Origin of the sequence: Streptomyces umbrinus (assembly GCF_030817415.1) — a bacterium.
Classification (GTDB): Bacteria; Actinomycetota; Actinomycetes; order Streptomycetales; family Streptomycetaceae; genus Streptomyces; species Streptomyces umbrinus_A.
The window spans coordinates 9252542-9268277 of sequence record NZ_JAUSZI010000002.1 but is presented as its reverse complement, the minus strand read 5'-3'; the positions used below and the strand labels follow the sequence as shown (position 1 = coordinate 9268277).

Sequence of the window (15736 nt, the reverse complement as noted above, 5' to 3'; positions counted from 1 at the left end):
GCCTCGCCGCCGCCTTCAGGAGGGCCTGGCCATTGCCTTCACGAACGCCTTCTCCACGTCCGCCGCCGAGAGGACTCCGTAGATCTCGCCGGAGTCCTCCACCACCAGGTACTCGGTCGCGGGAGCCGCCCGCAGGGCCTCCAGGAGGTCCTCTCCGGCCAGTTCGGCGGAGACCCGCATACCGTCCGTCAGGTCCTGGGCGAGGCCGCTGACGGCGACCCAGGGGCGGCGGTGTTCCGGTACGCCGACGATGGCGGCCTCGCGGACCAGGGAGAGGGGTTCGCCGTCGGGGTCGACCACGACCAGGGCGCGGGCGCCCGCGTCGTTGGCCCGGCGCAACGCCTCGGAGAGCGGGGTGTTGGTCTCCACGGGCACCGCGCGGCGGGTGAGGGCCCGGGCCCTCAGCTCGGGCAGGTGTTCGCGCAGGCGGGCCATGCGCAGGCTGTTCCCGGCGCCGGTCCAGATGATCGCGGCCAGGATCGCGGCGAGCAGGGCGTCCATGACGGTGTCCATGCCGCCGATGTCCGCGGCGTCGGTCCCGAGCGCCCCGGACTGGGTGAGCAGGGGCAGTCCGATGAGTACGGAGATCGCGAGGGCGCGGCCGACCCAGGCGGCGGCGATCGTGCCGCTCATCGGCTTGCCGGTGATCTTCCAGACGACGGCCCGGAGCATCCTGCCGCCGTCGAGGGGCAGGCCGGGGAGCAGGTTGAACGCGGCGACGATCAGGTTCGAGATCATCAGGCCGGCCAGCAGGACGCCCGGGACGGTGCCCGGTTCCACGGCCTGCAGGGCGAGGTAGAAGAGGCCGCCGAGGATCAGCGAGAGCAGGGGGCCGACGAAGGCGAGGACGAACTCGCGGCCGGGGGTCTCGGACTCCTTCTCGATCTCCGAGACACCGCCGAAGAACTGCAGCTGGATGCGGCGCACCGGCAGTCCGAAGCGCAGGGCGGCGACCGTGTGGGCCAGCTCGTGGACGAGTACGGAGGCGTAGAAGGCGATCGCGAAGAAGAGCGAGACGAGGTAGCGGGTCATGCCGAGTTCGGGCAGGACGCGGTCGAGCTGGCCGCCGAAGACCCAGGTGATGAGTGCGGCGACGAGGAACCAGCTGGGCGCCACGTACACGGGGACGCCGAAGGGGCGTCCCATGAGCAGGCCGCCGCCCGGTTCCTTGCCTCGCCGGGCGGACGCGCCCCGCTTCCGCCCGGACTTGGGCTTGGTGGGCGGGGTGTGTGCCTCGGTGCGGTGGGTGTCGTGGGGGTGTGCGGGCGTGCGGTCGTCGGAGCGCGGGTCGGGCGCGGACGATGAGGTGGGCGCCTTCCGCAGGTCGGCCGGCGGCGCGTCCACCCGCTCCTCTCCTGCTTCTCCTGCTTCTCCGGCTCCAGCGGCTCCAGCGGCTTCAGCGGCCTGGTCGTCCGCCGGGCCCTCCGGGTCCTCCGGGGTTCCCTGGGTTTGGTCCGGGTGCCCCGCTGCCGCTGCCGTGTCTGCCTCCGGTTCGGGTTTCGCCTGGGCGTCGGTGTCGTGCGGCTCCTCGTCGGAGTGCGGCCGGGCCGTCGAGGTGGCCGGATCGCCGGGGCGCGGCCGACCCGTACGGCGCTCGTCCGCCTCGTCCGTGCCGGATCGCGGCTGCCCGCTCCCGCCGCTCTCGTCCACGATGTCCCCTCGTTCGACGCGTCTCCCGCTCGCGATCATGCACGGCGAGAGGTCCTGTGGTCGATGGTATGCGGCCGTCGTGTCACGTTCGGCCCCGGCACCCCCTCTGTTTCCCACTCCGTGGCGTGCGCGCGCAGGTCACCGTGTGTCGCGCTGTCAGTGGCGGGCCGTAAGGTCTGTCGTCATGGAAACCAGCGCCGACGGCATGACTCAGGCGGGCCCGCAACCCGAGCCGACGGGCCCCTCGGCCGAGCCCGCGGACGTGCCGGTCCAAGCCCCGTCCGCCCCCGCGGCCGACCCGGCCGTGGTCGCCGAGCCCGCTCGTGCGACCGTCGCCGTGCCGCCGGCCTCGTTGTCGCCCTCGCGGGCCGGGGACTTCATGCAGTGCCCGTTGCTGTACCGCTTCCGGGTGATCGACAAGCTGCCCGAGAAGCCGAGCGAGGCGGCCACGCGGGGCACGCTGGTGCACGCGGTGCTGGAGCGGCTCTTCGACGCCCCGGCCACCGAGCGGACCGCACCGCGCGCGAAGTCGCTGATCCCCGGTCAGTGGGACCGGCTGCGCGAGGCGAAGCCGGAGCTCGCCGAGCTGTTCGCGGACGCCGACGAGAAGGCGGCGGGCGAGCGGCTGGCCCGCTGGCTGACCGAGGCGGAGCAGTTGGTGGAGCGCTGGTTCACCCTGGAGGACCCGACCCGTCTCGAACCGGCCGAGCGCGAGCTGTTCGTGGAGGCCCAGCTCGACTCGGGCCTGAAACTGCGCGGCATCATCGACCGCGTCGACGTGGCCCCGTCCGGCGACGTGCGGATCGTCGACTACAAGACGGGCAAGGCCCCGCGCCCGGAGTACGCGGAGGGTGCCCTGTTCCAGATGAAGTTCTACGCCCTCGTGGTCTGGCGGCTGAAGCAGGTCGTCCCGCGCCGCCTCCAGCTCGTCTATCTGGGCAGTGGTGACGTCCTGACGTACGACCCGGTCCCCGCCGACCTGGAGCGCGTCGAGCGGAAGCTGCACGCGCTGTGGGAGGCGATCCGGCTGGCCACCGAGACCGGTGAATGGCGGCCGCGCCCCACGAAGCTCTGCGGCTGGTGCGACCACCAGTCCGTGTGTCCGGAGTTCGGCGGCACTCCCCCGCCGTATCCACTGCCTGTGAGGGCGCCCGAGTCCGGCGGTGCCGAGCAGGGCAGAATGGGGCCGGACTAACGAAGGAGACTTACGTGGCCATCCGCGTCCTATTGGTCGACGACCAGCCGCTGCTGCGCACCGGCTTCCGGATGATCCTGGAGGCCGAGCAGGACATCGCGGTCGTCGGCGAGGCCGGTGACGGTCTCCAGGCACTGGATCAGGTACGGGCACTGCAGCCCGATGTGGTTCTGATGGACATCCGTATGCCGCGGATGGACGGGGTCGAGGCGACCCGTCAGATCACCGGCCCCGGCCGGGACGGTCCGGCGAAGGTGCTGGTCCTGACGACCTTCGACCTCGACGAGTACGTGGTGGAGGCACTGCGCGCCGGCGCCAGCGGCTTCCTCCTGAAGGACGCCCCCGCCAACGAACTGGTGCAGGCGATCCGGGTGGTGGCCTCCGGTGAGGCCATGCTCGCGCCCAGCATCACCCGTCGGCTCCTCGACAAGTACGCCAGCCATCTGCCCTCGGGCGACGAGCCGGTGCCGGACACCCTGCACACGCTCACTGAGCGCGAGGTCGAGGTGCTGAAGCTGGTGGCCCGCGGTCTGTCGAACGCGGAGATCGCCGCCGACCTGTTCGTCAGCGAGACGACGGTCAAGACGCACGTGGGCCACGTCCTCACCAAGCTGGGGCTGCGCGACCGCGTGCAGGCCGCGGTGTACGCGTACGAGAGCGGTCTGGTGCGCCCCGGCGCGCAGTGAGCGCCCCCGTCCCCGCCACGGACCTCCGACAGGAGAACGGCCGCCCCCTTGGAAAAGGGAGCGGCCGTTCTGCGTATGCGCGGGGTGGTGCGCGGACGGGCTCAGTCCTTGCTGATCTCCCAGAAGCGGAACACCGTCGAGGCGTCGAGGCAGTTCTCCAGGCCGTACACGTTGTCGCGGACGACCGCGTACTGCTTGGCCTGCCAGACCGGGATGATCGGGATCTGGTCGGCGACGATGTCCTGGAGCTCGCCGTACTGCGGCTCGGTCGAGGCGCGGTCGCTCTGGGCGGCGGTCTCGGGGATGAGCCGCCCGGTGACCGTGCCGTTCGTGTAGTTGTTGCCCAGCACGTTGCCCTCGCCGAAGAACGGGGCCGTGAAGTTGTCCGGGTCCGGGTAGTCCGGCACCCAGCCCTTCACGTACACGCCGTACTTGCCCGCCTCGATGTCCTTCTCGTACTTGTCGTACGCGACGGACTTCACGGTCGCGTCGAACAGGCCGCTCGCGTTGAGCTGCTTGGCGATCGCCTTGAACTCCTGGTCGGTGGACGGCCCGTAGCGGGTCGGCGTCGACCAGAGGGTCAGCTTCACTTTGTCGGTGATGCCGTCCTCCAGCAGCGCGGCCTCGGCCTTGGCGCGCGAGGGACGGGCGCCGTAGGTGTCGAAGAAGGCCGTGTTGTGGCCCGTGATACCGGCCGGGATGATCGAGTACAGCGGGGTCGCCGTGTTCTCGTAGACCTCTTTGATGAGGGCGTCGCGGTCGAGCAGACGGGCGATGGCCTTGCGGACGCCCGCCTTGCCCGCCACCGGGTCCTTCATGTTGAAGACCAGGTGCTGGACCTCGGCGCTGGAGCCCTCGACGACGTCGATCTCCTGGCTGCCGGTGGTGTCCGCCTCGATCTCCGCGATGTCCTTGGCGGCGAGGCCCCGGTAGGCGACATCGACCTTGCCGTCGAGGATGGCCTTCTTCAGGCCGGCCTGGTCGCCGTGGAACAGCTTGAGGGTCACGCCGTTGTTCTGGGTCTCGGCGTTGCCCTCGTAGTTCTCGTTGACCGTGAAGACGGCCTCGTCCTTGCTGAACGACTCGAGCTTGTACGGGCCCGAGCCGACGGCCTTGCCGTCCTCGCGCAGCCCGTCCGCCGAGTACTCCCGGCGGTTGACGATCGAACCGGCGCCGGAGGCGATCTTGCTCGGGAAGGTGGCGTCGGAGACCTTGAGCCGGAAGACGACGGTCTTGGCGTTCGGCGCCTCCACCTTGTCCAGCATGGGGAACATGATCGCGGGCCCGGCGTCGTCGTCGATCTTCATCATGCGGTCGAAGGAGAACTTGACGTCCTGCGAGGTGAGATCGTCACCGTTGCTGAACTTCAGCCCGTCGCGCAGGGTGCACCGGTAGATCTTGGCCTGCGTGTCCGTGAACCCGCACTCTCTGGCGGCCTCCGGCTCCGGCTCGGTGCCGCCCTTGGGGAAGCTGAGCAGGGACTGGAAGACGTTGTTGAAGAGGAGCCAGGAGCCGGGGTCGTAGCCGGAGGCGGGATCCGTGGCCAGGACGTCGTCCGTCATCCCCATGACGACGTCCGAGCCGCTGCCCCCGGAACCCCCCGACTCCGAGCCGCATCCCGTCAGCAGGCCTGCGGACAGTCCCGCCACGACGGGCAGGACCGGCCACTTGGTGCGCATGTTCACGAGCGTGTGCCTTGTCGTTGATCTCTCTTGGGTCCGGTCTGTCGCCGTAGCTTCCGGCTCAGCCGCCCGGTCCGGTCGGGCGCCGTCGCCTGCGGCTCAGCTGCCGACTCCGCGGCCGAGCTCCCACAGCTGAAGCGTCGCGGAGGAGTTGAGCGCGTACTCGGCACCGGTGATGTCGTCCCGGGTGGCGATGTACTGCTTGCCCTGCCACAGCGGCAGAACCGGGACGTCGTCGGCGACGATGCTCTGGATCTCCTCGATGCTCTTCGAGGCGGAGAGCCGGTCGGCCTCGCGGCGGGACTCGGGGATCAGCTTGCTGCGGATCTCCGGGTTCGCGTACGGCGAGCCGATGGTGTTGTCCTTGTCGAGGAACGGCGCGAGGTAGTTGTCGGCGTCGGGGAAGTCCGGGAACCAGCCCATGCCGTAGACCTCGTAGTCGCCCTTCTGCTCGTTCGGACGGAACGTCGACCAGTTCTCGCCCTTGATGCTCACCTTGAACAGGCCGCTGTCGTTCAGCTGCTTCTGCAGCAGCTCGAACTCCTCCTTGGTGGCCGGTCCGTAGTGGTCGTCCGTGTAGTGCAGCGTCAGCTTCACCGGCGTGGTGATGTTCGCCGCGGCCAGCAGGTCCTTGGCCTTGGGGATGCTCGGGTCGCCGTACTTGTTGAAGAACGAGTTGGCGTGACCGGTGACGGTGGCCGGGACCATCGAGTAAAGCGGGTCGGCGCCGGAGCCGTACACCTGCGAGGTGAGCTCGCCGCGGTTGATGACCTGGGCCATCGCCTGACGGACCGCCTTCGTCTTCACCGACGGGTCGTTGGTGTTGAAGCCGAGGTAGCGGATCTCCAGACCGGGCTGCTCGATCAGGTCGACGTCGGTGCCCTTGTCGTTCTGGAGCTTCTTGATCTGCGCGGGCGACATGGTGCGGGTCATCATGTCGATGTCGCCCTTGTCGAGCGCGGTGCCCATGGCGTCGGCGCTCTCGAAGGAGCGCAGTTCGACCTTGTCGTTCTTCAGCTTAGAAGTCCCCTGGTAATTGGGGTTCTTGGTGAAGACGGCCTTGACGATCACGTCGTCCTTGACCTCGGCCTTGAGGGTGTACGCCCCGGAGCCGTTCACCTCGAAGCCGTCCCGCAGCTTGTTCTTGTCGTAGTCGTCGGGGTTGACGATGCCCGCGACCGGCGTGGACAGCTTGAACGGGAAGGTGGCGTCCGCGCTGTTGAGGTGGAAGATCACCTCTCGGTCGCCCTTGGTCTCCACGGTGTCGACGGTGGACAGCAGGGCGAAGACACCGCTGTCCGCCTTGATCTGCATCGCGCGGTCGATGGAGAACTTCACGTCCTCGGCGGTGATCGGGTCACCGTTGGAGAACTTGAGGTCCTTGCGCAGGGTGCAGGCGTACCGCTCGTTGCCCGAGTCGGTGAAGCCGCACTCCTCGGCCGCCTCCGGAGCCGGGTCGCCGCCGCCGTTGGGCATGACCATCAGCGTCTGGACGGTCTGGCGAAGGATGTTCCAGGTGCCCACGTCGTACGCGGAGGCCGGGTCGAGCGGCGCCGGGTCCTCCTTCGAGGCGGTGAACCGGTCGGTAGTGCCGACGACGATGGCGTCGCCGCCGTTGTCCCCGCTGTCGGAACCGCCGCACGCGGCGAGGACCGGGGCGAGCAGACCGATCACGGCCGGCAGCACCAAAGTCTTACGGTTCATGCTCGAAGTTCTCCAGAGCTGTCGTCCCGCTAACCCGGCAGGCCGGGTTGCGGCGGTGGGGTCACGGGGGTTACGGCGATGTCTCGATGAGATTAGTCCGCACCAGCAGGACCGTTCGCAGGTACTGGAGTTGAGCTCCCATCACGCTGCGAAACCGGCTGTGGACGCACCGAAAACCCGACAGCGGAAGGATTGGTGCAGCGTTCCATGAATCAGGACACAAGGACGCACCGAACCGCACCGAAAGGGCTTCCGACACACAGGCGAGGCGGCTTGTCGACGGCCTGCGGCGTGTCGAACGTCACATCCTCAACTACGTGAGGAAACGCTCGAATTCGGCCACCCGGACACGCGGAAGAGGATCGAATTACTCCGGTGTCATGACCACCGTAGTTTTTCCGGCATTCAATCATTCACCCTGGGTGAAGGATTAGCGCTTTTCCGTCATCAGACCTCGTAGAAAAGACAGGTCGACCTGTTCGAGGGACGGAACAACGGTGCGCCGGAACGCCGGAGCGATGGGCGCCACGGACGGTACGGCGACCACGTGGCAGCCCGCCGCCTCGGCCGCGGCGACGCCCGTCGCCGTGTCCTCGATGACCGCGCATCTGGCCGGATCCGCGCCCAGGCCGGCGGCCGCCAGCAGGTACGGGTCGGGAAACGGCTTGGTGCGCTCGACCTCGTCGCCCGCGATCGTCAGGGCGAAGTTCTGGGGGCCGAGCGAGGTCACGACGCGGTCGATGATGCGCCGGTGCGAGGCGGAGACCAGGGCCGTGGGGATCCTGTGCGCGGACAGCTCGGCGAGGAGCCTCGCGGCGCCCGGCATCAGCGGCAGGGCGCGGCCGATCCGGTCCTCGAACCCGTCGTTCAGCAGCACCGTGAGTTCGGCGAGGGTGACGTCCGCGCCGGTGGCCTCGATTAGGAAGCCCGCGCTGCGGGTCATGGGGCCGCCGACCACCACGTGGCGCCAGGAGTCGTCGAGGGTGTGGCCGAGGCCGGCGAACACCTCGACCTCGGCGTCCCACCAGAAGCCCTCGGTGTCGACCAGGGTGCCGTCCATGTCCAGGAGTACGGCCTGGAGGGCGGAGCCCTCGGCCGTCTGGGTACCTAGTGCGGGGACCGTACTGGTCATAGGCGCACCTCCGTGTAGGGACGAGAAGGCCGGTTCCCTCCCGGGGAACCGGCCTGCACTGGACCGACAAGTGTACGTCGCCGTCCGAGGAAGCGCCTCCTGGAAAGGGGGGTTCCCTGCCGGGGGCTGGGAGGGGGTTGGCTGGGTGCGGGCCCGCCGTGGTTGCTCGCGCAGCTCCCCGCGCCCCTGCAGGGGCGCCCGTGCGGGCGCCCCCAGGAACCGCAGGGGTCCCCGCTCACCTGGCGTTGAAGTACTTCGCCTCCGGGTGGTGGATCACGATCGCGTCCGTGGACTGTTCCGGGTGGAGCTGGAACTCCTCGGAGAGCTGGACGCCGATCCGCTCGGGCTCCAGGAGCTCGGCGATCTTGGCGCGGTCCTCCAGGTCCGGGCAGGCGCCGTAGCCGAGGGAGAAGCGGGCGCCGCGGTACTTGAGCGCGAACATGTCCTCGACGTCGGCCGGGTCCTCCCCCGCGAAGCCGAGCTCGGAACGCACGCGCGCGTGCCAGTACTCGGCGAGGGCCTCGGCCAACTGCACGGACAGGCCGTGCAGTTCGAGGTAGTCGCGGTAGGCGTTCGCCTCGAAGAGCTTGGCCGTCTCCTCGCCGATCCGGGAGCCGACGGTGACGACCTGGAGCCCGACGACGTCCGTCTCGCCGGACTCCTCCGGCCGGAAGAAGTCGGCCAGACACAGCCGGCGGCCGCGGCGCTGGCGCGGGAAGGTGAAGCGGGTGCGCTCGTTGCCCTGCTCGTCCAGGAGGATCAGGTCGTCGTCCTTGGACACGCACGGGAAGTAGCCGTAGACGACGGCCGCCTCCAGCAGGTTCCCGGTCTGCAGCTGGTCCAGGAGCCCGCGCAGCCGCGGCCGGCCCTCGGTCTCCACCAGCTCCTCGTACGTCGGCCCGTCGCCCGTACGCGCCTGCTTGAGGCCCCACTGGCCCTTGAACAGCGCGCCCTCGTCGAGCCAGGAGGCGTACTCCTTGAGCTGGATGCCCTTGATGACGCGGGTGCCCCAGAAGGGCGGCTCGGGGACCGGGTTGTCGATGGAGACGTCGGAGCGGACCGAGCCCTCCTCGGGGCGCTCCTCGACGACCGTCTGGGCGGTGGCCCTGACCCGGCGCTGCTTCAGCTCGGGCAGGCTCGCGCCGGGCACGCCGCGCTTGACCCCGATCAGCGCGTCCATCAGGCGCAGGCCCTCGAACGCGTCGCGGGCGTAACGCACTTCGCCCTCGTAGATCTCGTGCAGGTCCTGCTCGACGTACGCCCTGGTGAGGGCCGCGCCGCCGAGGATCACGGGGTAGTCGGCGGCCAGCTTGCGCTGGTTGAGCTCCTCCAGGTTCTCCTTCATGATCACCGTGGACTTGACCAGCAGTCCCGACATGCCGATGACGTCGGCGCGGTGCTCCTCGGCGGCCTCCAGGATCGCGGAGACGGGCTGCTTGATGCCGAGGTTGACGACGGTGTAGCCGTTGTTGGACAGGATGATGTCGACGAGGTTCTTGCCGATGTCGTGGACATCGCCGCGGACGGTGGCCAGCACGATGGTGCCCTTGCCCTCGTCGTCGGTCTTCTCCATGTGCGGTTCGAGATGGGCCACGGCGGTCTTCATGACCTCGGCGGACTGGAGCACGAACGGCAGCTGCATCTGGCCGGAACCGAACAGCTCACCGACGACCTTCATGCCGTCGAGGAGCGTCTCGTTGACGATGTCGAGGGCCGGGCGGGTCTGGAGTGCCTCGTCGAGGTCGGCTTCCAGGCCGTTCTTCTCGCCGTCGATGATGCGCCGCTTGAGCCGCTCGTCCAGGGGCAGCGCGGCCAGTTCCTCGGCCCGGCCGGCCTTGAGGGACTTGGTGGTGGCGCCCTCGAACAGCGCCATCAGCTTCTGCAGCGGGTCGTAGCCCTCGGCACGACGGTCGTAGATCAGGTCGAGGGCCGTGCCGACCTGCTCGTCGTCGAAGCGGGCGATCGGCAGGATCTTCGACGCGTGGACGATCGCGGAGTCGAGGCCCGCCTTGACGCACTCGTCGAGGAAGACCGAGTTGAGCAGGACACGGGCGGCCGGGTTGAGGCCGAAGGAGATGTTGGACAGACCGAGGGTGGTCTGCACGTCCGGGTGACGCCGCTTCAGTTCGCGGATCGCCCCGATCGTGGCGATGCCGTCGCCCCGGGACTCCTCCTGGCCCGTGCAGATCGTGAAGGTCAGGGTGTCGATGAGGATGTCCGACTCGTGGATGCCCCAGTTCTCCGTGAGGTCCTCGATCAGCCGCTCGGCGATGGCGACCTTGTGCTCGACGGTGCGGGCCTGGCCCTCCTCGTCGATGGTCAGCGCGATCAGGGCGGCGCCGTGCTCCTGCGCCAGCTTGGTGACCTTCGCGAAGCGCGACTCGGGGCCGTCGCCGTCCTCGTAGTTGACGGAGTTGATGACCGCGCGGCCGCCGAGCTTCTCCAGGCCGGCCCGGATGACGGGGACCTCGGTGGAGTCGAGCACGATCGGCAGCGTGGACGCGGTGGCGAAGCGGCCGGCCAGTTCCTCCATGTCGGCGACGCCGTCGCGGCCCACGTAGTCGACGCACAGGTCGAGCATGTGCGCGCCCTCGCGGATCTGGTCGCGGGCCATCTCCACGCAGTCGTCCCAGCGGCCGTCCAGCATGGCCTCGCGGAACTTCTTCGAGCCGTTGGCGTTCGTCCGCTCGCCGATCGCCATGTACGCGGTGTCCTGGCGGAACGGCACGGTCTGGTAGAGCGAGGCGGCGCCGGGCTCGGGACGCGGGTCGCGCGCGGCCGGGGTCAGGTCCCGTACGCGCTCGACGACCTGGCGCAGGTGCTCGGGGGTCGAGCCGCAGCAGCCGCCGACCAGGGAGAGGCCGTAGTCGCGTACGAAGTTCTCCTGGGCGTCGGCCATCTCGGGCGCCGTCAGCGGGAAGTACGCGCCGTCCTTGGTCAGCACGGGCAGGCCCGCGTTCGGCATGCACATCAGCGGCGTACGCGAGTGGCGGGCCAGGTAGCGCAGGTGCTCGCTCATCTCGGCCGGGCCCGTCGAGCAGTTCAGGCCGATCAGGTCGATGCCGAGCGGCTCCAGCGCGGTCAGTGCGGCACCGATCTCCGAGCCGAGCAGCATGACGCCCGTGGTCTCGAAGGCGAGCGAGCAGATAAGCGGCACGTCGACGCCCAGGGCGTCCATCGCACGGCGCGCGCCGATCAGGCTGGACTTGGTCTGGAGCAGGTCCTGCGTGGTCTCCACGATCAGGGCGTCCGCTCCACCGGCGAGCAGCCCCTCGGCGTTCCGCTGGTAGCCGTCGCGCAGTACGTCGTACGCGATGTGGCCGAGCGACGGCAGCTTCGTGCCCGGACCGATCGAGCCGAGGACCCAGCGCTGGCGACCGTCCTTGGCTCCGAACTCGTCGGCGACTTCGCGAGCGATCCGGGCGCCCGCCTCGGACAGCTCGAAGATGCGGTCGGCGATCTCGTACTCGTTCGCCGCCGAGTGGTTCGCACCGAAGGTGTTCGTCTCGACGCAGTCGACGCCGACGGCGAAGTACTCCTCGTGGACGGAACGGACGATGTCCGGCCGAGTGATGTTCAGGATCTCGTTGCAGCCTTCGAGATTCTCGAAGTCCTCCATCGTCGGGTCCTGTGCCTGCAGCATCGTGCCCATCGCACCGTCGGCCACCACCACGCGGGTGGCGAGGGCCTCGCGGAGGGCATCGGTTCGGGTCCTGCTGTAGGCGGAGGTGGACGAGAGGGACGGGTTAGGCGACGAGGCCATGGAAGATGCTCCCTGAAGTGCGACGGCTGTCGGCTTTGCGCTTCTCATGGAAGGCGCACGCCGCAAGGGTAGCCCGCGGCGGCGCGCCGGGTCAGGTGAGTCCACGGGGCGGACGGGCGACACACACGCGACCTGCGGTGGGGATCACGTGGTTTGTGGTGGGGATGCGGCCGGTCGGCACCGGGGGTGTTGCGGCCGCAACACACCACTGCAACTCATCCCGCCCACCCATTAGCCGGACGTCGACGACGACCGGTAGTGTTCGACATTGCCGAACGGTGGCAGCGAAGCGCCGACCGACGGTCCAAGGGGACGGAGGGCAGGACGGCGATGGCACGGAACATCCAGTCGCTCGAACGGGCGGCCGCGATGCTGCGGCTGCTCGCGGGCGGCGAGCGACGGCTCGGCCTGTCGGACATCGCCTCGTCGCTCGGCCTGGCCAAGGGTACGGCCCATGGCATTCTGCGCACGCTGCAGCAGGAGGGCTTCGTCGAGCAGGACGCGGCGTCCGGGCGCTACCAGCTGGGCGCCGAACTGCTGCGCCTGGGCACCACGTATCTCGACGTGCACGAGCTGCGGGCGCGCGCCCTGGTGTGGACGGACGACCTGGCCCGGTCGAGCGGCGAGAGCGTCTATCTGGGGGTCCTGCACCAGCAGGGCGTACTGATCGTGCACCACGTGTTCCGGCCCGACGACAGCCGGCAGGTGCTGGAGGTCGGGGCCATGCAGCCGCTGCACTCCACGGCGCTGGGCAAGGTCCTGTCGGCCTACGACCCGGTGGCGCACAGCGAGGTCCTGGAGGCCGAGCGCAAGGAGTTCACGGTCCGCACGGTAAGCGCGGCGGACGCGTTCGAGACCGTCCTCGACCTCACACGCGCGCGCGGGTACGCGGCCGATGTCGAGGAGACCTGGACGGGCGTGGCCTCGGTGGCCGCGCCCATTCACAACCAGCGGCGGATGCCGGTCGGCGCGGTGGGCGTCACGGGGGCGGTGGAGCGCGTCTGCAAGGACGGCGAGCTGCGCCCCGAGCTGATCGCGGCGGTCCGGGACTGCGCCCGCGCCGTGTCCCGGGATCTGGGTGCCGGGCGGTTCTGAGGTTCGCGGGCACTTCGGACGGAAACAAGGCCGGTACGTCGACGACGTACCGGCCCTTTGCCATGCCCTCGCGACCACGGAACGTGCCAGCTCGCACGCGGTACGCGGCCTTCCCAAGATCGATGTTTCACAGCAATGAATAACGATCGCGTTTTCGACAACGGAAGCCTTGACGGGGTGGTAACGGGAGAGCGAGACTCGCGTCCATCGGTCGGCATTGTCGAACACCTACCGGCAATAAGCGTTAGAGTGTGACAACGCCAAGGGCCGCAACGACCTCACCTGAGGTCGCGAACCACCGGAGGGACCCGGGGTTCGGCTTCCCCTGGACGAAGGACAAAGGAGTCGCGGGTGTCCAGCTCCGACATCTTCATCGGCGAGACCATCGGTACCGCCATACTCATCCTGCTCGGCGGCGGTGTCTGTGCCGCCGTCACGCTGAAGGCCTCCAAGGCACGCAACGCCGGGTGGCTCGCCATCACCTTCGGGTGGGGCTTCGCGGTACTGACCGCCGTGTACACCTCGGCGCCTCTCTCCGGTGCTCATCTGAACCCGGCCGTGACCCTCGCGATCGCCATCAAGGACGACGCCTGGAGCAATGTCCTGACCTACTGGTCGGGCCAGCTCCTCGGCGCCATGATCGGCGCGGCGCTGGTATGGGTCGCCTACTACGGGCAGTTCCACGCGCACCTCACCGACCGCGAGATCGTGGGCGGTCCCGGCGCACAGGACACCAAGTCCGTGGAGGCCCGGGAGGCCAAGGCCGGCCCGGTGCTCGGCATCTTCTCCACCGGCCCGGAGGTCCGGGTCGCGTGGCAGAACCTCGCCACGGAGATCATCGGCACGGTCGTGCTGGTGCTCGCGATCCTCACGCAGGGGCTCAACGACAGCGGCAAGGGTCTCGGCACCCTGGGCGCGCTGATCACCGCCCTCGTGGTCGTCAGCATCGGCCTCTCCCTCGGTGGTCCGACGGGGTACGCCATCAACCCGGCCCGTGACCTCGGCCCGCGTATCGTGCACGCCCTCCTGCCCCTGCCCAACAAGGGCGGGTCCGACTGGAGCTATGCCTGGATCCCGGTCGTCGGTCCGCTGATCGGCGGAGCGATCGCCGCAGGCCTCTACAACGTCGCTTTTGCTTAGAGCCGTACGACCGCTCGGAGTCGGCGTACGTCTGGTACGGGACGTACGCCGGCTCGGAGCCGAGAGCAATACGCCGTAAGCCAGCCCCTTATCCACGGACTTTCAGGAGCACACCGTGACCGACGCGCACACCGCCGCCACGCATTCCCACGGCGCAGGGCCCTTCATCGCCGCCATCGACCAGGGCACCACCTCGTCCCGCTGCATCGTCTTCGACCGCGACGGACGCATCGTCTCCGTCGACCAGAAGGAGCACGAGCAGATCTTCCCGAAGCCGGGCTGGGTCGAGCACAACGCCACCGAGATCTGGACGAACGTCGAGGAGGTCGTCGCCTCGGCCATCGCGAAGGCCGGCATCACCCGCGACGACATCAAGGCCATCGGCATCACCAACCAGCGCGAGACGACGCTGCTGTGGGACAAGAACACCGGTGAGCCCGTCCACAACGCGCTCGTCTGGCAGGACACCCGCACCGACGCGCTCTGCAAGGAGCTCGGCCGCAACGTCGGCCAGGACCGCTTCCGCCGCGAGACCGGTCTTCCCCTCGCCTCGTACTTCGCCGGTCCGAAGGCCCGCTGGCTGCTCGACAACGTCGAGGGCCTGCGTGAGCGCGCCGAGGCCGGCGACATCCTCTTCGGCACCATGGACAGCTGGGTCATCTGGAACCTGACGGGTGGTGTGAACGGCGGCCGGCACGTCACCGACGTCACCAACGCCTCCCGCACCATGCTGATGAACCTGCACACCATGCAGTGGGACCCGAAGATCGCCGAGTCCATCGGTGTCCCGCTGGCGATGCTGCCCGAGATCCGCTCCTCCGCCGAGGTCTACGGCGAGATCACCGGCGGCAAGCTGGGCGACCTGCTCGGCGGCATCCCGGTCGCCTCGGCGCTCGGCGACCAGCAGGCGGCCCTCTTCGGCCAGACCTGTTTCGCCGAGGGCGAGGCCAAGTCCACGTACGGCACCGGCACGTTCATGCTGATGAACACCGGTGACAAGCTCATCAACTCCTACAGCGGGCTGCTGACCACCGTCGGCTACCAGATCGGCGACCAGAAGCCGGTCTACGCCCTCGAGGGTTCGATCGCCGTCACCGGCTCGCTCGTCCAGTGGATGCGCGACCAGATGGGCCTGATCAAGTCCGCCGCCGAGATCGAGACGCTCGCCCTGTCGGTCGAGGACAACGGCGGCGCGTACTTCGTGCCGGCCTTCTCCGGTCTGTTCGCCCCGTACTGGCGTCCCGACGCCCGCGGTGTGATCGCCGGTCTGACCCGGTACGTCACCAAGGCGCACATCGCGCGCGCCGTCCTGGAGGCCACGGCCTGGCAGACCCGTGAGATCAGCGACGCCATGACGAAGGACTCCGGCGTCGAGCTCACGGCCCTCAAGGTCGACGGCGGCATGACCTCCAACAACCTGCTGATGCAGACCCTGGCCGACGTCCTGGACGCCCCCGTGGTGCGCCCGATGGTCGCCGAGACCACCTGCCTCGGCGCCGCCTACGCCGCCGGTCTCGCCGTCGGCTTCTGGACCAACACCGAGGACCTGCGCGCCAACTGGCGCAGGGCCGCCGAGTGGACCCCGAACATGGCCGCGGAGACCCGCGACCGTGAGTACAAGAGCTGGCTCAAGGCCGTCGAGCGGACCATGGGCTGGCTCGAAGACGACGCTGACGAGGAGTAATTCGC

The 15736-nt window shown here is 69.1% G+C and carries 10 protein-coding genes; 5 read left to right on the top strand and 5 right to left on the bottom strand.

The features are described 5' to 3' along the window. Nucleotides 1–15 precede the first annotated feature (15 nt). Complete coding sequence (locus QF035_RS40920; protein ID WP_307531797.1) at nt 16–1650, bottom strand: site-2 protease family protein; 1635 nt, start codon at nt 1648–1650, stop codon at nt 16–18. A 184-nt stretch (nt 1651–1834) separates the two neighbouring features. Here QF035_RS40920 and QF035_RS40915 point away from each other — a divergent pair, with 184 nt between their 5' ends. Together QF035_RS40915 and QF035_RS40910 are read left to right on the top strand one after the other, a co-directional pair. Then, on the top strand, nt 1835–2845 hold the full coding sequence (locus QF035_RS40915; protein ID WP_307526349.1) for a RecB family exonuclease: 1011 nt from the start codon (nt 1835–1837) through the stop codon (nt 2843–2845). A 14-nt stretch (nt 2846–2859) separates the two neighbouring features. Continuing rightward, nucleotides 2860–3531, top strand: coding sequence for a response regulator (locus QF035_RS40910; RefSeq protein ID WP_055613352.1), 672 nt, complete (start codon nt 2860–2862; stop codon nt 3529–3531). Nucleotides 3532–3632: 101 nt separating this feature from the next. Here QF035_RS40910 and QF035_RS40905 read toward each other — a convergent pair whose 3' ends face one another. The 4 genes from QF035_RS40905 to metH all read right to left on the bottom strand — a co-directional run bounded on the left by QF035_RS40905 (nt 3633) and on the right by metH (nt 11812). Next, nucleotides 3633–5216 (bottom strand): ABC transporter substrate-binding protein, encoded by a 1584-nt coding sequence (locus QF035_RS40905; protein WP_307526347.1) that lies wholly within the window; start codon nt 5214–5216, stop codon nt 3633–3635. A 96-nt stretch (nt 5217–5312) separates the two neighbouring features. Further along, complete coding sequence (locus tag QF035_RS40900) at nt 5313–6917, bottom strand: ABC transporter substrate-binding protein (protein WP_307526346.1); 1605 nt, start codon at nt 6915–6917, stop codon at nt 5313–5315. 430 nt (nt 6918–7347) lie between these two features. Further along, complete coding sequence (locus QF035_RS40895) at nt 7348–8049, bottom strand: HAD family hydrolase (RefSeq protein ID WP_307526344.1); 702 nt, start codon at nt 8047–8049, stop codon at nt 7348–7350. Nucleotides 8050–8284: 235 nt separating this feature from the next. Continuing rightward, nucleotides 8285–11812, bottom strand: coding sequence for a methionine synthase (metH, locus tag QF035_RS40890; RefSeq protein ID WP_307526342.1), 3528 nt, complete (start codon nt 11810–11812; stop codon nt 8285–8287). Nucleotides 11813–12142: 330 nt separating this feature from the next. On the opposite strand from metH, the gene QF035_RS40885 reads away from it, so the two are divergent. The 3 genes from QF035_RS40885 (at nt 12143) to glpK (ending at nt 15731) form a co-directional block, all read left to right on the top strand. Next, nucleotides 12143–12907, top strand: coding sequence for an IclR family transcriptional regulator (locus QF035_RS40885; protein WP_269655046.1), 765 nt, complete (start codon nt 12143–12145; stop codon nt 12905–12907). 351 nt (nt 12908–13258) lie between these two features. Beyond that, nucleotides 13259–14047, top strand: coding sequence for an MIP/aquaporin family protein (locus tag QF035_RS40880; protein ID WP_055613346.1), 789 nt, complete (start codon nt 13259–13261; stop codon nt 14045–14047). A gap of 115 nt (nt 14048–14162) precedes the next feature. Next, nucleotides 14163–15731 carry a glycerol kinase GlpK gene (gene glpK, locus QF035_RS40875; protein ID WP_307526340.1) on the top strand — a complete coding sequence of 523 codons (1569 nt, stop codon included), beginning with the start codon at nt 14163–14165 and terminating at the stop codon, nt 15729–15731. Nucleotides 15732–15736: the final 5 nt, after the last annotated feature.